This window comes from Chitinophaga ginsengisegetis, assembly GCF_900168065.1.
GTDB classification, from domain to species: Bacteria; Bacteroidota; Bacteroidia; order Chitinophagales; family Chitinophagaceae; genus Chitinophaga; species Chitinophaga ginsengisegetis.
In genome coordinates, this window is record NZ_FUZZ01000001.1 from 1,653,619 (window position 1) to 1,675,873 (window position 22,255).

At 47.4% G+C, this 22,255-nt stretch carries 11 protein-coding genes; 7 read left to right on the top strand and 4 right to left on the bottom strand.

Annotation, left to right across the window (positions count from 1 at the left end; genetic code table 11):
- Positions 1 to 4: 4 nt before the first annotated feature.
- Both B5Z18_RS06545 and B5Z18_RS06550 read right to left on the bottom strand, forming a co-directional pair.
- On the bottom strand, positions 5 to 1,564 hold the full coding sequence (locus B5Z18_RS06545; RefSeq protein ID WP_079468572.1) for a RagB/SusD family nutrient uptake outer membrane protein: 1,560 nt from the start codon (positions 1,562 to 1,564) through the stop codon (positions 5 to 7).
- A 19-nt stretch (positions 1,565 to 1,583) separates the two neighbouring features.
- Positions 1,584 to 4,739: a SusC/RagA family TonB-linked outer membrane protein gene (locus tag B5Z18_RS06550; RefSeq protein ID WP_079468573.1), complete on the bottom strand. Its 3,156-nt coding sequence runs from the start codon at positions 4,737 to 4,739 to the stop codon at positions 1,584 to 1,586.
- A gap of 677 nt (positions 4,740 to 5,416) precedes the next feature.
- On the opposite strand from B5Z18_RS06550, the gene B5Z18_RS06555 reads away from it, so the two are divergent.
- Positions 5,417 to 10,207 carry a translocation/assembly module TamB domain-containing protein gene (locus B5Z18_RS06555; RefSeq protein ID WP_143313509.1) on the top strand — a complete coding sequence of 1,597 codons (4,791 nt, stop codon included), beginning with the start codon at positions 5,417 to 5,419 and terminating at the stop codon, positions 10,205 to 10,207.
- Positions 10,208 to 10,319: 112 nt separating this feature from the next.
- On the opposite strand, the gene B5Z18_RS06560 is transcribed toward B5Z18_RS06555, so the two are convergent.
- Entirely contained in the window at positions 10,320 to 11,522 is a 1,203-nt protein-coding gene (locus B5Z18_RS06560) for a bifunctional 3,4-dihydroxy-2-butanone-4-phosphate synthase/GTP cyclohydrolase II (RefSeq protein ID WP_079468575.1), read from the bottom strand.
- A gap of 404 nt (positions 11,523 to 11,926) precedes the next feature.
- Here B5Z18_RS06560 and B5Z18_RS06565 point away from each other — a divergent pair, with 404 nt between their 5' ends.
- Together B5Z18_RS06565 and B5Z18_RS06570 are read left to right on the top strand one after the other, a co-directional pair.
- Positions 11,927 to 15,193 carry a TonB-dependent receptor gene (locus B5Z18_RS06565; protein ID WP_143313510.1) on the top strand — a complete coding sequence of 1,089 codons (3,267 nt, stop codon included), beginning with the start codon at positions 11,927 to 11,929 and terminating at the stop codon, positions 15,191 to 15,193.
- Positions 15,194 to 15,482: 289 nt separating this feature from the next.
- On the top strand, positions 15,483 to 17,585 hold the full coding sequence (locus B5Z18_RS06570; RefSeq protein WP_159454216.1) for a TonB-dependent receptor: 2,103 nt from the start codon (positions 15,483 to 15,485) through the stop codon (positions 17,583 to 17,585).
- Here B5Z18_RS06570 and B5Z18_RS06575 read toward each other — a convergent pair.
- Positions 17,582 to 18,325, bottom strand: coding sequence for an alpha/beta hydrolase (locus tag B5Z18_RS06575; RefSeq protein WP_111580009.1), 744 nt, complete (start codon positions 18,323 to 18,325; stop codon positions 17,582 to 17,584). The genes B5Z18_RS06570 and B5Z18_RS06575 overlap by 4 nt on opposite strands.
- A gap of 57 nt (positions 18,326 to 18,382) precedes the next feature.
- On the opposite strand from B5Z18_RS06575, the gene B5Z18_RS06580 reads away from it, so the two are divergent.
- Genes B5Z18_RS06580 through B5Z18_RS06595 form a run of 4 tightly spaced genes read left to right on the top strand, consistent with a single transcriptional unit; the run spans position 18,383 to position 22,251 of the window.
- On the top strand, positions 18,383 to 19,090 hold the full coding sequence (locus B5Z18_RS06580; protein ID WP_079468579.1) for an esterase family protein: 708 nt from the start codon (positions 18,383 to 18,385) through the stop codon (positions 19,088 to 19,090).
- A gap of 5 nt (positions 19,091 to 19,095) precedes the next feature.
- Entirely contained in the window at positions 19,096 to 20,163 is a 1,068-nt protein-coding gene (locus B5Z18_RS06585) for an ATP-grasp domain-containing protein (protein ID WP_079469995.1), read from the top strand.
- A gap of 54 nt (positions 20,164 to 20,217) precedes the next feature.
- On the top strand, positions 20,218 to 21,318 hold the full coding sequence (locus B5Z18_RS06590; protein ID WP_079468580.1) for a carboxylate-amine ligase: 1,101 nt from the start codon (positions 20,218 to 20,220) through the stop codon (positions 21,316 to 21,318).
- A 36-nt stretch (positions 21,319 to 21,354) separates the two neighbouring features.
- Positions 21,355 to 22,251: a type 1 glutamine amidotransferase gene (locus tag B5Z18_RS06595; RefSeq protein ID WP_079468581.1), complete on the top strand. Its 897-nt coding sequence runs from the start codon at positions 21,355 to 21,357 to the stop codon at positions 22,249 to 22,251.
- The last annotated feature ends 4 nt before the right edge of the window (positions 22,252 to 22,255 follow it).

Genomic DNA, 22,255 nt, shown 5'->3' on the forward strand with positions numbered 1-22,255 from the left:
GATGCTATTTCACTTTACCCAGCCAGTATTCATTTTGTGTAAGCACGCTGTTGTTGAGGAACAATACGCGTCCTACCGGCCATTTCCAGCCACCGGCGTCAAAGCGGTCCCGTGGGAAACCAGGAGCAGCGTTCACGTTGCCGTTCATAAGCATACCGGTGCGTACGAGGTCGTACCAGCGTTGTCCTTCCGCATATAATTCACGGGAGCGTTCCAGGAATGCTTCTTCTTTAATATCGGTCACATCTTCAGCCAGAATTGGTTCCGCATATGAGCGGGCTCTTACCCTGTTGATGTCCTGCAGTGCAGCGCCTACATTTCCCTGGTCGGCGCGGGCTTCTGCACGCAACAGCAGCAGATCGGCATACCGCATCAGGATGATGTTGGCATCTACGGAAGCATCGGTGAAGTTGCCCGGATTACGGTAATTGATGTTTTCCCGGTTAGGGCCTGCAAACTTGCAGATCATCACATCGTACTGACCAAACGCATCCAGGTTGGTGAAGTAATAATGGCGGCGTACATCGGTGCCGGCTTCATCATACAGCATATTGATCAGGTCAATATTCGGGGCATCTACCTTCCCATCTTTATTACTGATAAAAGGTGTTTTCAGGATGCTATAATAAAATCCTTTTTCTACCTGTTGTTCGCCATTCGCTACCTGCATATTGATTTCGAATATGCCTTCCATTGATTTTCCGTGGAAGATTTTTGGATACATATCGGCTGTGAGTAACTGGTACTGACCGCTTTGTTCAACCGAATCTACGGCTGCAATGGCATTGGTTACATCGGATGCTACCTGTCCTTTATTCAGGAAGTTTCTCCACATGTAGGCGTGCGCCAGTAAGCCAAATGCAGCGCCCCTGTTAGCTCTTACTGCTCTTTCACTGCCGCTTTTATATTCCCACGGCAACAGGCTGATGGCTTTCTTCAGATCAGCGATACAGGTATCCAGGATGAGCTTCTCATTGGTTCTCGGAATATTCTCTGCTCCTACTGGATTAGGATCATACTTCATCACCAGCGGCACATCGCCCCAGATACGCACCATATAGAAATAACTGAAGGCGCGCAGAAAGTAAGCTTCTCCGAGGAAACGGTTACGGGTGCGGGTAGCCTGATCAGTGAATTGTGCATCCGGAATATTGGGAATATTATGCAACATAATATTCGCCTGCGTGATCACTTTATAGTAGGGCGACCAGTCGTGATACTTATCCAGGTAAGATCCCAGGAAATCTGCGGTATTCATGCCATCTCCTCCTTTCACCAGGAACCTTACATCGTATACGTCGTAATCGTTAAATTCATACGCAGGTAAGGAACCATACGCAAAATGCGACATGTTCTGATCCCAGTCTGTATTGGAAGTTAAAGCCCTGCGCAATAACGCATAGCCGCCGGCTACACCTTGTTCTGCATCGCGCTGGTTTTGCCAGAAAACGGAGTTATAGGGAGAATTGATGGGCTCCTGATCCAGCAGCTTCTTACAGGACACGAAAGGCGACAACAGCAGTCCTGCAGCTATTACCGTGAATATATTTTTCAGACAATTCATATCTTCTTCTTTTTAAAAATTAAAAACCAACATTTACACCGAGGGTGAACTTACGTGGTATCGGGTAGCCGCCACCGGTGTAAGTACCTTTTTCATCCACTGCTTCCGCATCCGGAACGCTTGATTTCTGGAACATCTTTACATTGTCTACCACCCCGTAGATCTGGAGTTTGCTCAGCTTTGCACGTTCCAGAAACTTAGGACTGAACTGGTACGCCAGGTTCAGGTATTTGATACGCAGGTAGGAACCATTTTCTACAAATGCAGAAGAAAAAGGAAGGAACTGGTAGTAATATTTCTGGCTGTAAGGAATCACTTCTGAATACTTACTGTTATCGCCTTCTTTATGCCAGCTGTCGATGGTAGAAGGATCTATAGCTGCAATGGTTGCATAGCTGTTGGTTAAACCGGTAAGCCTGTCAGACATGTATTTGTTATAGATATCACGTTTAAGGGTAAACGTCAGATATACCTGCATGCTCCAGGGGCCGTAAGAGAACACGTTGGTGAAACCGCCGGTACACGCGGGGTTAGGATTACCGCTGCGCACCTTATCATTCCAGTCCCAAACATCGTAGTCGCCGTTCTGATCTTCCCAGATAAAGTCGCCTGCCTGCACGGTATGGTTACCGCCCCAGTAGGTAAGCTTTTCACCGGTGTAAGGGTTAAAAGGAATATCTTTTTCACTGGCGTATACGCCTTTGTTTTTGATCAGGTAAAATTCATTGATAGCGCGTCCTTTGGTCAATACATAGGTCATACCGGTGTTGTTGTCCGGTACCATCAGATCACGGTTATCATTGGGTAATTTAACAATCTGGTTTTTGATGAAAGACAATATCAGGGTAGAACTCCACTGGAACTTAGTGGTGGGCGGTGTGATACGACCCTGTACCGTGAATTCCACGCCGGTGTTGCGTACATCTACCGCGTTTGTATTTACTTTATCATACCCGGAAGTAGAAGGCAGCAGCAGGTTAAACAACAGTTTGGAAGTACCCCTGTTGAACGCGTCGGCAGTTACATTCAATCTTCCGCCAAAGAAACTTGCATCCACCCCGATGTTGGATTGGATAGCCTGCTCCCAGGTTAATCCGTCCTGTGCCACACCATCTGAGAAGTTAGGCGTTACGGCATTCACACCGTTGTAGGTACCACCGGTAGATCCGCCATAGGTACCCTGGTTGATGCTGTAAGTATTATACTGGAGGTAATATTGTTTTGGTAAACTTCCCGTTACACCATAGCTTCCACGGATCTTGAAATACTCCACCCACTTTTTGAAAGGAGCCATAAATGGTTCGTCTGAAATATTCCAGCCACCGGATACAGAGGGGAAGTAGCCCCATCTGCTGTTACGGCCAAAGCGGGAAGAAGCATCTGCACGATAGGCAAATGACAACAGGTATTTTTCTTTATAGTTATAATTCACGCGGGAGAAAAAGGACAGCATGCCGGACGACTGGTAATCAGACCCGGAAACGAGGTTGCCATAAATATCTCTGTACATCATATAGCTGAGATTGTAGCCCTGTACCACTTTCACGTTGTCGTTACTAAGCGCACCGCTGCCGATACCGGTAAATTCATTCCGGATATTGTTGATGGTGTTACCCAGCAGCACGTTTAAGTGATGGTCTTTATTGATGATGTCGGAAGTATAGCTCAGCGTATTATCGAGGTTCGCATTTTCAAAGCGTGATTTACCACTTTGTGCATAAGATAATCCGGCGGTGTTCAACTCTCCGGGACGGAAAATGTCGCGGGTATTGATGCTGGACTGGATAGATCCGATGGAGGCAAAGCGCAGCTTTTTAGTGATATCGTAGTTTACGGTAAGACTGGCAGTGATATCATCGTTGATGTTTTTATCACGACCGGATTCCAGGTCGCCGGTAAAGTTTTTGCGATCGATATCCGAGATATTGAACAGGGAAGAAAGATACTGGCCGCCTATTAACGGGATGGTATTTTCTCCGGGGAATACGCCACGGCCGCGGGATCTGTCGCCACGGCTTAAACGGAACAGCGAGGATACATTCAGGCGGGACGACATTTTCACGCCCATTGCGGCGGAAACGGTATAACGTTTAAAGCCGGTACCACGGATCGTTCCATCTTCATTGTAGTAGTTGCCGCTCACGCGGTAGTTGGTGTTTTCTGATGCGCCGGAAACAGACAGGTCATAGTTCTGGATGATACCGTTCTGGTAGAAGAGATCCTGCCAGTCGACCGCTCCGCTGAAAGCGGGGTTCAGGCTATCTGTGAGCATCATAGGGATACCGTTCACTTTCTGCTGATCAGTAAGATATTTTTGCAGGTAGTCCATTTTGAACCATCTTTCTTCAGCACCGCCATATACTGTTTCAAACTTTGGTTTCTGGATCATACCGGCGTAGGTGGAAAAGTTCACCTGTGGTTTGCCCTGTTTACCACGTTTGGTTTTCACGATTACCACACCGTTAGCGCCACGGGAGCCGTAAATAGCTGCTGCCGATGCATCTTTCAGGATGTCGATCGATTCAATGTCGTTGGGATTCAGCCCGGCAATGTAGTTGGTACCGGTGTTGTCAAATGCGGCGGCATCGTCCAGTGACACGGGGATGTCGTCGATCACAAACAGCGGGGAGCTGAGGGTGCGGGCGGCGCTGGCATCGCGGCTGATAGAGGTGTTTCCCCTTACCACGAAAGAGCCTCTTACACCAGGTTCACCGGTGAAGTTCTGCACGTTCAAACCGGCTGCACGGCCTTGCAGGAGCTGGTCGAAGCTGGGAGAAGGCAGATTTTCGATATCCTTGCCTTTCACGCTGGAAACCGCTGCTGTTACTGTTTTACGCCGTACTTCCTGGTAGCCGATTACCACCACATCTTTCAGGCTTTTGGCATCGGGCTTCAGCGAAATGGAGTAAGATGCTTTCCCCGACAACACCACTGTTTGCGTTTCAAAACCTATAAATGAAATGGAAAGTTTGTTGGAATTGCCTTTCAGGGTAAGCGTAAACTGGCCTTCGGGGCTGGTGGCCGCCCCATTATTGGTACCTACTTCTTTTACAGATACACCGGGTAATACCCCTCCTTTATCATCTGTAACAGTACCTGAAATTTTTCGCTCCTGGGCCCATGCGTGCAGGCATAGGAATCCCATTAGCGCTAGTAGTAGCAACTTTTTGTGCATAGATTCTGGTTTATTGAATTATTCTGGAATTATCAGACTGGTTGACTGAATGTTTACGGAAATTTGTTCACTGGTGAAATAATCGTTGTTACTGTTATTGGAACGGGTGAATTACAATTGTTGCTGGTATACTATAATTTGGCTGAATAAATCTGGTTACTTAAATGTTTGTTCACTTGTTTGTTCACTGAAATGCTACATTGTTCATTAATTGCTCACTCGTACTTTCATTGTTCTGGAAGGAAATTTAGAAATGTTAAAGTTTTCCTAATAGGCCGGAAAGAATTAGTGACACTATTATGACGGATATTTTCATACGGTGAGAAATAGCTATATATCCCTATAAAGTATTGATAATTATATTTAAAGAAGATAGGTGCATTTATTCCTTCATCTTTATAAGATAAAATACTATTATCAAATAAGAATATAATACCACAATAAAAAAGAAGGTCCGACAATTTCATGATAAACTCAACGGGCCGTTTTTCCGGGTGTACAAGGGACCGGTACACACTCACTGGCACCTATATACGAAATCACTGGTCAGCATACTTTGCCGGTTAAACCGGAAATCCATCTTATTTATCTGCTAAATGGCATTGACTGCCAACTATTAATTATTTTTGCCGGATAAACTTTGCCGCCTGAAAAAAGTACGGAAAATATTATCTGTCGTGTTACTGTGTTTGTTAGGCCTTGTCATTCTGATCGGAATACTGGTAAACATCCCCGTGGTGCAGAACTTCCTTGTGCATGAAGTGACCAGCCGCTTGTCGCAGCAGCTTAAAACCCGCGTGGAAATAGACCACGTGAGCTTCCGGCTGTTCAACAGTATGCAGCTGGAAGGCGCGCTTATTGAAGACCAGCACAAAGACACGCTGCTGTACGCAGGCAAGCTACAGGTGCGCATCACCGACTGGTTCTTTTTCCAGGACAAGCCCATTATCAAATTCATCGGGCTGGAAAATGCGCAGGTAAACCTGCTGCGTACCCGCAAAGATTCCGTGTGGAACTACCATTTTCTCGAAGAAGCATTTAGCTCTTCCAAACCGGATACCAGCACCCAGCCTTCCGGCGGTATTTCCCTGGACCTGAAAAAGATTGATCTTAAAAACATCCGGCTCAACCAGGTGGATGCCTGGGTGGGTGAAGATATGCGGGCATCCGCCAAACGTATTTATCTCGATGCCAAAAACCTGGATCTCCAGAAACATAACATCGATATACAGGAGCTCACCCTCACCAATCCCAATTTCATTATCAGCAGCTACGCTGCCTCTCCCCTGCGCCGCCGCCGTAAACCCAGTCCGGACCACCCCGTACCAGATACCGGGCAACTGCAGCAGCTGCGTTGGAACAATGATAACTGGAAGCTGGTGGTGAAAGAACTCAATATTAAAAACGGCATCTTCGGTGTGGATAACCCCGACGACAGCACGAAAATAGAACCCGGCTATTTTGCGCCGAATCATATCCGCTTCAATGAAATCAATCTCTCCCTCACCAATACCAGCCTGGTAAAAGACAGTGTGATCGGGGATCTGACCCTGCGCACCAAAGAGCGGAGCGGCTTTGAAGTGAAAAAATTAACCAGCCGGTTTAAAATGTCGCCCGTGGAGATGGAGTTTTCACAGCTCGATCTTGAAACCAACCGCAGTCATATCGGCGACTACTACACCATGCAATACAGCGACATCAGCGATATGAGCGATTATATCAATGATGTGTTCATGCAGGCCCGGTTCAAAAACTGTAAACTATCCTCAGACGATATCGCCTTTTTTGCACCGCCCCTTTCCACCTGGAAAAAAGAAATTACGCTGAGCGGTAAAGCCAGGGGCCCTGTCAGCAACCTGAAAGCCTCTGAAATAGATCTTACTGCCGGTACCACCACCCGTCTTAAAGGGAGCCTGGAAATGCGCGGACTACCGGATATCTATGAAACATTTATCGATTTTCATACAGAAGAACTGGTTACTACGGGCAATGACGTGATGCAGATCATGCCCATTGTAAAAGATATTGTGAGCACAGTGCGTATCGACCGCCTTTCTTCCATCCGCTTCCAGGGAAGCTATACCGGGTTCATCAACGACTTTGTGGCCTATGGCCAGTTCCAGACCAATCTTGGTAAGCTGAACTCCGATCTTAACTTTAAAACCAGCCGCGATATCCCCGTTTACTCCGGGAGTTTAAAAGCCACCAACTTTGATATTGGCAGCCTTTTTAATAATGCCAACCTGTCTACCATCTCCCTAGATGCCAAAGTAGATGGCGCCGGCTTTAACTTTAAAACGCTGAAAGCTACCGTAGATGCCGATGTGCAGGAAATATCCCTGTTTGGATACGATTACCGCAACATCAAAACAAAGGGGGAAATGAGCCGCAAATTCTTTAATGGCTCGCTCACCGCCAATGATCCCAACCTGGATATGGACTTTGCCGGGACCATTGATTTTAATGCCGCCCTGCCGGAATTTAAGTTTAATTCAGAAATCCGTAAGGGAGATCTGAAAGCCCTGCATATCACCGAAGATTCCGTAACGCTGCAGGCCAAACTGGAGCTGAACTTTGTGGGCAGCAACATCGATAACTTCGACGGTACCGCGCGGATGTACGATGTATCTGCATTTAAGGACAACCGCCGCCTGGAATTTGATTCCCTGTATATATCGTCGCACATGGTGGACAACCAGAAGCTGCTCGAATTTGCCGGCAGTGAAATCGACGGCTTTGTAAAAGGACAATACAGTTTCCTCCAGCTGCCGGATGCTTTTCACCTGCTGCTGTATAAATATTACCCCAGCTATTTCAGTGCGCCGCAAAATGCCGTCATCAATCAAAACTTCACTTATGCTATTAATCTCGGTGAAGTGGATAAACTGCTGAGTGGCTTTACCAAACAGTTTTCCGGGTTTGACCATGCTACCGTAACCGGCGCCCTCAATACCATGAATGGCGGCAACCTGGCGTTGAACATCCAGGTACCGGAAGCCGGCTACCTGGGATATCATGTACAGGAATTACAGGTTAAGGGAGATGGCAACTTTAATAAGGTGAACATCAGTGCAAGCATTGGCAAAGTATTATCCGGTAAAAATGTGATCCTCGAAAATCCGGTGATACTGGCCAGTTCAGGGCACGACACCTCTTTTGTAAAAGTGGACCTGGCGGCGGAAGACACTTCTTCCCTGGATGGCTTCTATGCGCGGATCATCACGGTAGCGGATGGGCTGAAGATTAATTTCCTCAACAGTGCCTTCACCGTAAATGAACGGCAATGGAATGTTACCCCCGGCAACGAAATATACTGGAGCAAACATTTTCTCACGGTAAAAAATCTCCGGGTTACCCGCAATGACCAGAGCATTACCGTAGAAACCAATGAATATAATCCCGATGAATCAAAATTCATCGTTACACTTAAAAACCTGAACCTGGCAGATGTAATTCCTTCCCAGCTGATTTCCACACGGGTGGAGGGTATTACGGATGGCACCATTAATATTGCAGATCCTACCGCAAACCTCGACATCAATACCGCGCTGAGAACACGGGAGCTGCGTATCGATAACGACTCCATCGGCATTTTAAATATAGATGGCACCTATCATCATCTTACCGGCGACGCCACCTTTAATATACAATCTGATAACGAAGGAAAGGCTTTCCTGGCGCAGGGCAAAGTGGGATTAACCGCGGCCAACAACGGGATTGATGCCAGCGTGAAGCTCAATGGCACCTCTGTGAGCCTGTTGAATAAATACCTCGCGGGCTATGTATCCAATCTCACCGGCGCAGTAACCGGCACCTTAAATGTAAGTGGCACCACGCGGGTGCCTTCCGTTAAAGGCGCGCTCACCCTCGATACTGTAGGGGTTACGGTGGATTACCTGGGCACCCACTACCGCATTCCGAAACTGAATGTGAACATAGATGACAACCTGATTGAATTCGGCAACTTTACGCTGGTAGATAAATACAATACCAAAGGCACTGCCAGCGGGTATATCAGTCATGACCACTTCGACAAGCTCAACTTCGACTTTGATGTTACCGGCCGCGGATTCCTGTTCCTGAATACCAGCGCTACCGATAACGACCTGTTTTACGGGGATGTGCTGGCCGATGGTAAAGTATACTTCTCCGGTCCGCTGAACGATATGCAGATGCACATCCTGGCCCGTCCGATTAAAGGCACCCACTTCTATCTCCCTATGTCCGACAGCAAGGATATCGGGAAGTACGATTACATCACATTCAAAAGCTACGGTACCGAGATTGTTGAAAAGAAGAAGAAAAAAGACAATACCAAACTCACCGTGAAGCTGGATATCGCCGCCAATCCTGATGCACAGATCGATGTGATCCTGGACGCCACCACCGGCGATATTATTTCCGCCAACGGTACCGGTAACCTGCAGATCACCGTGAATACAGAAGGCGATTTCACCATGTTTGGCAACTACGAGATTAATAACGGTTCCTATAACTTCAATTTCCAACGGCTCACCAGCTGGAAGTTCGACATAGAAAAGAACAGTACCATTACCTGGAACGGTGATCCGTCGGAAGCGCGGGTAAACATTATGGCGAAGTACTCCCTGCCAAAGGTAAGCCTGTATAACCTGGTAGGCCAGGGTACCAATGTGAGCACCGATAAACTGGCTACGCGCACCGAAAAAGTGGATGTGCTGATCAACCTGCGTGGCGCCCTGCTGAAACCGGATATTACTTACTCCATTGAGTTGCCTGAAGTGGGCAGCCTGGCTTATGAAAGTGGTGTAGCCGCCCATCTGAAAGAGATCAACAACGACCAGAACAAGGCATTGTTCCAGGTGTGGGGGTTGCTGTTTTCCAACCAGTTCCTGCCGGATGATGCCACTACTACCGCCGCTGCCAATGTGGGCATTACCGGTAAAAACAGTGTGGGACAAGCCTTATCCGCCCAGGCGCAGGCCATTCTCAATAACATCACCGGGGTGTTGCTGAAAGGAAGTGGAATCGGGGTGAATGTGAACTACCGCGCGTATAATGTGGGCGGACCGCAGGATAACTCCTCGGTAGACCGTAACCAGGTGAGCGCCGGTATTACCAGCAATTTGTTTAATAACCGTTTCCGTTTATATGCCGGTGGTGATTACGACTGGGGTAAAACGGCTACTTCCGCCAATACCAACCGTTTTGCGGGCGACTTCCGCATTGAATACCTGCTTACGCCGGATGGCCGTTTCCGTATCAATGCCTTCAGTAAAACGGATTATGATGTGTATAACCTCAACAACCGTACAAAATCCGGCGTGGGCATTTCCTATATCAGGGAATACAACCGTTTCAGCGAGCTGTTTAACGACAGGCGGCGCAGACGTACACCATTACTGGATTCCCTCCGCCGTGCAGCGATGCTGAAACAGGAGCAGGATGATTCTTCCCGCATTAAAGCAGATACTACCAATATTGAATAAAACAACAAAGGGAGCAACAACTGCTGTTAAACAGTGTTACTCCCCGGTGTGGTTTACTTTGCAGGAATGGGTTCATTCCTTACTATACGCGTTCCCAATGATGACTGTCGGTTTATCCTTTCAGGATATCATGTCCCAATTTGTCGCGTTTGGTTTTAAGATAATTCTCGTTGTGCGGGTTTGGATGAATTTCTATGGGCACATTTTCAACAACTTCCAGGCCATAACCACTTAAACCGGCGCGTTTGCGGGGGTTGTTGGTGATGAGGCGGAGTTTGCAGATACCGAGGTGGCGGAGGATCTGTGCGCCTACGCCATAGTCGCGTTCATCCATTTTAAAGCCCAGTTCCAGGTTGGCTTCTACGGTGTCCATGCCTTCTTCCTGCAGCTTATAGGCTTTCAGTTTGTTCATAAGACCGATACCTCTTCCTTCCTGGTTCATATATAATATAAGGCCTTTCCCTTCTTTTTCCACCATTTGCATGGCGGCATGCAGTTGTTCGCCACAGTCGCAACGCAGTGAGTGGAGGATATCCCCTGTTACGCAGGATGAGTGGACCCTTACCAGTACCGGTTCATCTTTTTTCCAGTCGCCTTTTTTCAATGCCATGTGAATTTCACCGGAGTTGATTTGTTTGAAGGCGATGAGTTCAAAGTTGCCGTATTTGGTGGGCATCTGTACTTTCACGCCTTCTTCTATCAGTGTTTCGGTGCTGAGGAGGTAGGCGATCAGGTCTTTTATGGAAATGAGTTTCAGGTTGAACTTGGTGGCTATTTCGCGGAGTTCCGGCAGGCGGGCCATAGATCCGTCTTCATTCATAATTTCCACCAATACGCCGGCAGGCTCAAACCCTGCGAGGCGGGCCAGGTCGATGGTAGCTTCCGTGTGGCCGGAACGGCGTAAAACGCCGCCGCTTTTGGCTTTCAGCGGAAAGATATGGCCTGGTTTACCCAAATGTTCCGGTTTGGTGGTGGGATCAATCAGCGCCTGTACTGTTTTAGCCCTGTCGTGTGCGGAGATGCCGGTAGTGCAACCGTGTCCGAGCAAGTCTACCGAAACGGTGAAAGGGGTTTGGTGCAGGGCGGTATTATCGCGGACCATGAGGTCCAGTCCCAGTTCTTCGCAGCGCTCTTCTACCAGCGGTGCGCAGATGAGCCCACGGCCGTGGGTACTCATAAAGTTGATGATTTCAGGTGTTACGTTGCGTGCTGCCGTGATAAAATCACCTTCATTTTCACGGTCCTCGTCATCTACCACGATCACCAGTTTACCGTTTTTTATATCTTCTATTGCTGCTTCTATTGTATCTAACATATATTATTCCCTCCGGGTCAGTAATGTTGAATTGCGCAAAGTTACAACATATACATGTGAAAAGTTGCCGGTGGAAGTAAGTGCTGTTCTATATGAAAACCATTGGGAAGATGTTAATTATACAGCGTAATTTTAACATATAACAATGATTGCCAATTTAATAGAGGATTTATACACCTGAAACCCGATAAGGTTCACTGTGGTAGCAGATTTTTCTCATTATTAATATCTCATATTTGAGAAATCGTAATTTTCGGGGAAATTCTTGAAAAAACTATTTATTAAGAAGGATATGGCTAGATGCCATTCAAATTTTGATATGCCACTTGAGATATCCACAGTGTACTTAACAATTTGTTAATTCCGCGTTAAAATTTTCACGGGAAAATTGTTCAACTTTGCGTTTGAAACAACAACTTCTTTGCTTTATGGGGTTTAAAAAACTACTCTTTACATTCTCATTGTTGCTCACCGTGTTTGTAACCTATGCGCAGGTAACTACCAGCAGCATAACCGGTGTTGTAACCGATTCTAAAGGCCAGGGCCTGATCGGGGCCACTGTAAAAGCCACCCACACACCTACTGGAACAATTTATGGCACCACTACCCGCGGCAGTGGTGAATTTACCATCCCTAACGTTCGTGTTGGCGGACCTTACAAGGTGGAAGTTTCATTTATCAGCTATGGAACTGAAACTTACAACGACATTTTCCTCAAACTGGGAGAACCGCTGAAGTTAAATGTAACGCTCTCTGAAGGCTCTACCAGCCTGAAAGAAGTAAGCATTACTGCCAGCAGGGCTATCGCCAAAGGAAACGGCGGTACCGCACTGAACATTTCCCGTACACAGATGGACAATATTCCTACTGTAAACAGAAGTGTACAGGATTTCGTAAAACTGAGCCCGCAGGCATCTGTTTCTACCAATGGTAAGGACGGTTCACCTATGGGTATCTCTTTTGGCGGCCAGAGTAACAAGTACAACCAATTTGCGGTTGACGGCGCTGTAACTAACGACGTATTCGGCTTATCTGCTTCCGGTACCAACGGTGGCCAGGCAGGTGCCAACCCTATCTCCATAGAAACTATTGATCAGCTACAAATTGTACTGAATCCTTACGACGTTAAACAGAGCGGTTTTACAGGCGGTGGTATCAATGCCATTACCAAAAGCGGAACAAATGATTTTCACGGTTCCGCGTACTTCTACTACCAGGGACAATCCCTCGTAGGTAAAGCCCCGGATTCTACCCGTGCAGACTACGGCAATTTCACCAATAAAATATTCGGTGCATCACTGGGCGGACCAATTATCAAAAACAAATTGTTCTTCTTCGTGAATGCAGAAAGATCTGTCAGGAATAACCCGATAGATTACAACCCTGCAACCGGATCTTCCAACGTAACTACCGATGAACTGAAAAGTATCTACGACTTTGTTCAGAATAAATATAAAGTAGATCTGGGAAGTTATACAGACCAGGAACGTGATAAACCAGCTACTACCCTCTTTGGACGTATCGACTGGAACATCAACGCCGTACATAAACTGACCGTACGTCATAACTACCTGAATGCAAGTGACCTGATCTACAGCCGGACTAACAGTACTGCTGCTTTTGCAAACAACTATTATAAATTCCCTTCAAAAAGTAACTCCAGCGTTATTGAGTTGAACTCCAACTTCTCTAACAGGCTGAGTAATGAACTGAGGATTGGTTATAATAATGTAAAAGACAGAAGAACTTCCCTGGGTCAACCTTTCCCTACTGTTACCATTAATGATAACGGTCGTACCATCAACCTGGGTAGCGAGTTTTCTTCTACTGCCAATGCACTGGATCAGAGTATCTGGACTATCACAGACAACCTGACCATGTATAAAGGTAAACACACCATTACAGTAGGTGCCAATGCTGAAATCTATAAGATCAAAAATACCTTTATCCAGGGTGCTTTCGGTTCTTACACTTATGATTCCATCAGCGGATTTATCAATAACCTGAAACCAAGACAATACCAGATCAACTATAACACCGCAGATTCTACCCTCCGGGATGGTATTGGCTTCAAAGCAGCACAGATCGGTATTTATGCACAGGACGAGTGGAATATCAGGAAAAACTTCACCCTGACTTATGGCGTAAGAATAGACATTCCTATCTTCCCAACCACCCCTCCGGATAACGTAGCATTCTCTAAATCCCCAAGCTTTGCTGGATATTCCACTACCACCATTCCAAAATCAAGACCACTGATTGCTCCGCGCATTGGTTTTAACTGGGATGTAACCAACGATGGATTAACTACCATCCGCGGTGGTGTTGGTATTTTCACAGGCCGCGTACCGTTTGTATGGATCTCCAACCAGTATGGAAATACCGGTAACGTATATACCAACGTAAGCTTGAGCGGCTCAGCTTTACCAAATGAATTCCGCTTCAACTACGATGGCAACAGTCCTTTTTACGGACAGTATTCTGCAGCTAATCTCTCTGCAATGGGTGCTAACGTAGGAAGCAGCCCTTCCAACATTAACCTGTCTGATAAGGATTTCAAATTCCCCCAGATGTTTAAAACCAACCTGGCTGTAGAAAGAAGACTTCCGTGGGGAATGAGCGCTACTATTGAAGGTAACTTCACCAAAACACTCAACAACGCGATCTGGGAAAACCTGAACGTTATTCCTACCGGCGACAGCGTTTCTTTAGGCGGTGGTGTTAAAAGACCAACCTGGAAAAAGAAAGACAAAGACTGGGGTAACCAGATCCTCCTGCTGAAAAACACCAGCGAAGGTTATACTTATAACATCTCCGGTGAACTGACCAAACAAACAAGTAATGGTCTGTTCCTGAAAGTTGGCTATTCTTATGGTGATTCTTATTCTGTAAATGATGGTACCTCTTCTACTGCCGGTTCCAACTGGCGTTTTGGACCAAACATCAATGGTTTGAATAACCTGGAAATGGCCCGTTCCAACTACAGCATGGGCAGCCGTGTACTGGCAGTAGCTTCCAAAACCTTTAAATATGGTAAAGAAGATAAATTCCGTACTACTGTAACCCTGTTCTATAATGGTCAATCCGGTATTCCTTACTCATGGGTATATTTCAACACTGTTGATCCTACCGGCGACGACCTGAACTCCGGCGGTAACAACGACCTGATTTACATTCCAAAAGCAACAGAAGTAGCCACTATGGCCTTCGACCTGATCTCTCAGAAAGATTCTAAAGGTAATGTGATCTACACCCGCACACCGGATGAGCAAAGAGCTGACCTGGAACGCCTGATCAGCAACGACAGCTACCTGAATAAGCACCGTGGTGAAAATGCAAAGAAAAATGCAAGCCGCACTCCGTTCGAAAATATCTTTGACTTTAAAATAGCGCAGGTACTGCCTATTTACAAAGGTCATAAAGTGGAAATCACTTTCGATATCCTGAACGTAGGTAACCTGCTGAACCAGGATTGGGGCAGAACTTACTTTATCGCCAACAACGCTTCTACTCCGCTCACATTCAGAAAACTGGATGCTACCTCAGGTAACGCGGTTTTCCAATATGACAGAAGAAGGGAAATCAATGGTTTTGGCGATGAAAAACCATACTATATCAACAACTTCACTGCACGCTGGAGAGGACAACTTGGTCTTCGTTACAGCTTCTAAGAAAGCAGGATTTAATTTATAAAAAGAGGGCTGGCCGGATGGTCAGCCCTCTTTTGTTTAGCTGGCAACCTCAGATGATCTACTTCTCCCGGAAGGAAATTTAAAACCCCTTCCCTCCCCCAAATTTTTCCCGATTGCGTAAATCAATGGCCATCCTTTTACCTAATTTCGCCCCCGTAAATAATTCAGCCAATACGCAAATAAAAAGGCAAACACTGCTATACACCACATGTTACACAAAAAAATATGCCTCCTGCTACTCTCCGGCTGCGGAATAACCGCTCCTCTGATGGCACAACAGAAAAATACCGCCAACCATAAAAAAGATACACTGGGAGAACCAAGAGCACTGGGAGAAATTGTGGTATCTGCCAGCCGCAAGCCGGTAACACTGGATAACGTTCCTTCTTCCGTAACCGTTATCACCCGGAAGACGCTGGAAAATGACATGACTGTAAATACAGATGTAACGGATATCCTCGCACGGGAAGTACCCGGCCTGGCGCCCGGTACACAAACCAACAGTAACGTAGGACAATCCCTCCGTGGCCGCTCCGTACTCATCATGATCGACGGCGTTCCGCAATCCACCCCGCTCCGCAACGGGGAAGTGGATATGCGTTCCATTGACCCATCCGTTCTGGAAAGGGTGGATGTGCTGAAAGGTGCTACCGCTATCTATGGCAACGGCGCTACCGGCGGCCTGATCAACTACATCACGGTTACGCCCAAAGAAGATAAAATATTATCCGGTAAAACGATGATCAATGCCACCGGCTCACTCACCAGTATTAAAAACAGTGTGGGCGGCCGTTTGAACCAGGTATTACAGGGAAAATACAAGAAGTTCGATTACATCGTGAGCGGTGTGGCAGAACAAACCGGCGAATTTAAAGACGCGAAAGGCAAGCTGGTAGGCCCCAACTACAGCCTGGGTGAAACAGACAGCTACAACGCTTTTGCTAAAGTTGGCTACCAGGTAAACAGCCGTCAGCGTATACAGCTGATGTACAACTACTACCGCAGCCAGCAGAACTCCCACTACAACCTCGTGAACGGCGATATCGCCAAAGGCATCCCTGCCTCCGGTGTATTGGGTACGCCCGCCGGCGTGGCCACCGGGCCGAGAGGAAATCAAACCCTGCATCTCCTCTACCAGGCCGACAGCCTGATTGGCGGCACCTCTCTCACAGCAGATGCGTACTACGAATCAAGGGATGATATCTTTTATGTGTCGTTTGGCCGCTTTGAAGGCGGCGATGGACAGTCGCATACCATCGATAAGAAAAAAGGATTGCGGTTAATGTTTAACTCCCCGCTGTCCAACAAAACTGCTTTCAACGGTACGCTCTCTTATGGCGCTGACCTGTTGAACAACGTTACTTCGCAGCCGCTGGTAGACGGCAGGATATGGGTACCGGAGATGAATATGCTGAACTATGCACCATTTGCGGAAACACAGTGGTCGCTCTGGCAAAACCTGATCGTGAAAGCCGGTGTGCGCGTGGAAAGAGTCAGGGTAAGTGTGGATGATTACACCACTCTTCAGCTTACTAACGCCAACGGCACTACGAGCGCGCCGAGCATAGCAGTAAAAGGCGGCGACCTGGATTATACAGCTACTTTATTTAATGCCGGTATCCGTTACAACCGCCTGCCGGCATTCATGCCCTACTTTAGTTTTTCACAGGGCTTCTCCGTGTCTGACATAGGCTTGGCGCTGCGCGATGCGAAAGTAAACGATATTAAAAAGATCAATACAGAAGCAGTACTGGTGAATAACTATGAACTGGGTTTTGTGAGCGAATATAAAAAGCTTCGCTTTGAGTTAAGCGGATTTATCAGCACCTCCAAACTGGGAGCAGACATGATCTTTGACCCTAACACCGACCTGTTCAATGTAAGCAGAACCCCCGAACGTGTATATGGTTTTGAAGCGTCGCTGCAATACCAGGTGCTGCATAACCTCGATATCAGCGCCAGTTACAGCTACCTCGAAGGAAAAGCCGATACTGCCAAAACAGGCGGCAGCTATAATGTATACCTGAATGGCAGAAGGATTGCTCCTCCAAAAGTAACCGGCAGCATCGGCTACCGCCCGGTGCCGGAGCTGGAAGTACGACTGCAGTACATGGGCGTAAATGGCCGGAACCGTTTTGAGAAAAATGCCAAAGGCGTTTACAATGGTAACGAAGGAAAAGTATCTGCGTACAACCTGGTGAATTTCAATGCCAGCTATAAAGTGGCGCCCCGTACCCTGCTCACACTGGGTATTGATAACCTCTTCAACGAAGATTATTTCCCGGCACGCGCCCAGTGGTTTATGCAGCCAGGGTTTTATTCCAAAGGAAAAGGCGCCTCCTTTAATATAGGCATTGCCGTTAATTATTAATAAAAGAAAGGTAATTGTAAGAAGAGATCCATAGCGGTTTTCCAGGTGGCCATATCATGCCGGCCACCTGGAATCTCCAGGTAAAAAATATCCTTGTCCGGTTTGTAGCCCTTTTGTAATAACTCCTTTATCAGGTCCCGGGTATCATCGATACTGTCTATCACCCCATTGTTATTCCTGTCGGCCGTTTCATCGGCGGTACCACATTCAAAGAAAAACTGCTGCCCCGGATGATAGCTGCCTGCACGGATCAGCTGGTGCATAATCCGGTGAGTATCATCCCGGTATCCCGCTCCCAGCGCTTTACTACGCCACCATAACGAACCCGAGAAAACACCGGCCAACTGGAAAAGGTCCGGGTGATGCCACACAATATCCAATGCCGACAAGCCTCCCAGGGAAAAGCCTGCAAAGGCGCGCTGCACGATACGCATATCCGGATACTGCTGTTGCAGGAATGGCAGCAACTCCGCAATAATGAAGCGGGTATAGCTTTCTGCCAGCTGGCCCTGCCCCATATAATCCGGTACGCCGGCGGTGCCATAAACAGCTTTCCGGTCGGCATCCGCATAAATGCCCACTGCCAGTACAGTGGCCGGCAGCGCCGGTAATAACCCGGAAAGTTCCTGACCATCATTTACCAGTAAAAGTATATGGGGAGATGTACCGGTGAAGTAGCTATCCAGCTGCACTCTGCGCGCCAGATGCGCAGAATTGATATAATGTTGACGTATTTGCACCGGAACAATTTACCAATAAACCAATAATCTTTTTTAAATTTAACTAAACACTTTCCCGTGACCGAAAACTATTTAAAATGGCATTCTCCCAACCTGGGAAAGGAATTTGAGATGTTGGTATACGGCGATAGCGGGTACCCGTTGCTCCTGTTCCCTACCTCTATGGGGCGTTACTATGAAAGCAAGGACTTTGGCCTGATTGAAGCCCTCCGCTGGTTTATTGAAGAAGGAAGAATTAAAGTGTATTGCCCCGACAGTATTGATGCACTCAGCTGGTATAATAAAAATATTCCCCCGGAACAAAGAGCGTATAATCATACCTGTTACGACAAGCTTCTCATGGAAGAAATATTGCCCCGCATTGTTACCGAAACAGGGCATCAGCGGATAGTGGCTGCGGGCTGCAGCTTCGGCGGTTATCACGCCGCCAACTTTGCCTTCCGGCATCCGGACCGTGTTTCTTATTTATTCAGCCTGAGCGGGATCTTCGATATTAAATTCCGCATGGACGGATACTACGACGACAACGTATACTATAATAACCCGGCCGATTATGTGCCGGAAAACCAGCATGCAGACCTCTGGCGCATGGGTATTGTACTGGGCGTGGCAGACAGGGATGTAACCCGGCCGCAAAACGAACTGTTGTCCGGTATACTTACCGGCAAAAAAATAGCCCACTGGCTGGATATCCGCCCGCAAACCATCCACGATTGGCCGGTATGGCGGGAAATGCTGCCGCATTATGTTTCACTTATCAAGTAAGCACCATGAAAAAAATCGGGATTCTCTTCGGGCAGGAAAACACTTTTCCACAGGCATTTGTAGACCGTGTAAACCGCATTAACCCTCCCGGCATCTTTGCGGAATTTGTGACCATCGACAAGGTAATGCAGGGCGCCGATCCGGGCTATGCCGTTATCGTAGACCGTATTTCGCAGGATGTACCCTTCTACCGGTCTTACCTGAAAAATGCCGCAGCTGCCGGCACCGCGGTAATCAATAACCCTTTCTGGTGGAGCGCCGACGATAAGTTTTTTAATAACGCCCTCGCGGAAAAGATCGGCGTAAATGTGCCACGCACCGTACTGCTGCCTTCCTATAAACTGCCGGACGATACCACCGATAAATCATTCCGCAACCTGATTTATCCGTTCGACTGGAACAGCATTTTTGAATACGTTAGCTTCCCGGCATACATGAAACCCTACGCCGGTGGCGGATGGAAACATGTATACCGCGTAGAGGATAAGGATGATTTCTTTCATAAACACAGTGAAACAGGTCAGCTGGTAATGATGCTACAGGAAGAGATCGACTTCAGCCAGTATTACCGCTGTTTTTGCATAGGCGGTAAAGACGTGCGGATTATGCCATATAATCCCAAACACGCACCACATCAGCGTTACCAGGCCGATTATGAACCCAGCGCCGAACTAGCCGCCCGCATCACAGAACAGGTGCTTACCCTTCACCAGCACCTGGGATACGATTTCAATACCGTGGAAATAGCCGTACGCAGCGATGTGCCCTACGCCATTGACTTCTGCAACCCTGCACCCGATGCCGATATTCACTCCATTGGCGCCGAACATTTTGAATGGGTAGTGGAAACCAGCGCCCGGTACGCCATAGAAAGGGCTATCGCACAAAAGCCGGGAAAAGACAATCTCACCTGGGGAAAATTTGTACATCCCGGCCGGGCAAAAGCAAAAGCTGTAGCTGCTGTTGAGAAAAAGAAAACCGCCGCTCCCAAAGCAAAGAAAACCGTTCCCGAAAAGGAGAAAAAGACGGCCGCTAAAAAAAGCCCCGCCAAAAAACAACAAAAAGAAAAATGAAACCGTTTTACTGCCCTACATTTGTAGATAGCATTAAAGCTAAAAGCTAACAACATGTTTAAGGCGTTCACGCTGGGGATCGAGGAAGAGTATATGGTAATGGACCCCGTTACCCGGGAACTAAGATCACATGAACAAAAAATAGTAGAACAGGCGCATAAGGTGATCAACGACCAGGTAAAAGCGGAGTTTCACCAGGCTGTAGTGGAAGTAGGAACACAGATCTGTGCGGATATACACGAGGCGCGGAAAGATGTAGCCTACCTGCGCCGCACCATTGCACAAATAGCCGGCGACCTGGGATTTAGTATAGGCGCTTCCGGTACCCACCCTTTCAGTAAATGGGAAAAACAACTCATCACAGATCATCCCCGCTATTTTGAAATAGTGAATGAAATGCAGGACGCCGCCCGCTCCAACCTGATCTTTGGTTTGCACGTGCACGTAGGCATGGAAAACAGGGAGATGGCCATTCACATCGCCAATTCCGTCCGGTATTTCCTCCCGCATATTTTTGCGCTGAGCACCAACTCCCCCTTCTGGGAAGGACGCAACACCGGCTTCAAATCATTCCGTACAAAGGTTTTTGATAAATTTCCCCGGACCGGTATTCCCGATTATTTTGCCAGCATAGAAGAATACGACAACTATATCAAACTGCTGGTAAAAACCAATTGTATCGATAACGCTAAAAAAGTATGGTGGGATTTAAGGGTGCATCCCTTCTTTAACACCGTGGAATTCCGCGTTTGTGATGTGCCGCTCACCCTCGACGACACCATCATGATAGCCGGCCTTTTCCAGGCAGTATGTGCAAAGATCTATAAGCTGCGGATGCAGAATCTCAATTTCATTATCTATAACCGCGCCCTGATCAACGAAAATAAATGGAGAGCCTCCCGCTATGGGATCGATGGCTACCTGATTGATTTTGGTAAGGAGATGGAAGTAAATACGCGGGCACTTATCTCCGAACTGCTCGACTTTATTGACGACGTAGTAGATGACCTCGGCAGCCGTGATATTATTGCCGCTACTACCCGGTTGCTGGAAAACGGCACCGGCGCAGATAAGCAATTGCAGGTATATGCCGATACCAACGACCTTGTAGCGGTAACGGATTTTATCCAGGAACAATTCCTGCTGGGCTGTTAGTACCCCTGTAAAATAAATTTCGCGTAATTTTGTGGCATGCATCCAATTAAAAATAGCTGGAAGGTGGCTGTGCTGGATATGTATGAGGGTGTTCCCAATGAAGGGATGCGCTGTATCCGTGAAATATTGGCTAAATATGCCAGCATGCATGCCCTGGACCTGCAGTTTGATGAGTTTGAAGTAAGGCAGCAAATACAGGTTCCTGATACCTCCTATGACATATATATTTCCACGGGCGGCCCCGGCAGCCCGGTGGCCAGTGAAGGCAGCGACTGGGAAACCGCTTACTTTTCCCTGATAGAAAGCCTCCTGGAATGGAACCGTACCAACGAAAAGAAAAAGCCCGTCTTTTTTATCTGCCACTCCTACCAGCTCATGTGCCGCTATTATAAACTGGGAAATGTATGCAGGCGGAAATCGCCCGCATTCGGCGTATTCCCCGTGCATAAAACCGCTGCAGGCATGCAGGAAAAGGTATTCAGCGCACTCCCCGATCCTTTTTACATTGTGGATAGCCGCGACTGGCAGGTGATTGAACTGGATTATGAAAATCTCCAGGCAATGGGCGGATATGTTATTGCGCTGGAAAAAGAACGGCCGCATGTTCCGCTGGAACGCGCCACCATGGCCATCCGATTTAATGAACACTTTATTGGTACACAGTTCCACCCGGAAGCCGATGCTGCCGGTATGCACATGTACCTCCTCCAGGAAGAAAAGAAAAAACAGGTAGTAAAGCATCACGGCCTGGAAAAATATAACAGCATGATCCGCCAGCTTACTGATCCCGGCAGGATTATGCTTACACACGACCGGTTTATTACTGCATTCCTCGACTATGCTATTTATGGCCGGCTGTCGGACAGGCTGGCGGCCATTGAACGGCTGGTGCAGGTTGCGGCGCATCATGATAACGAGCACTCGTTCTTCTAATTAA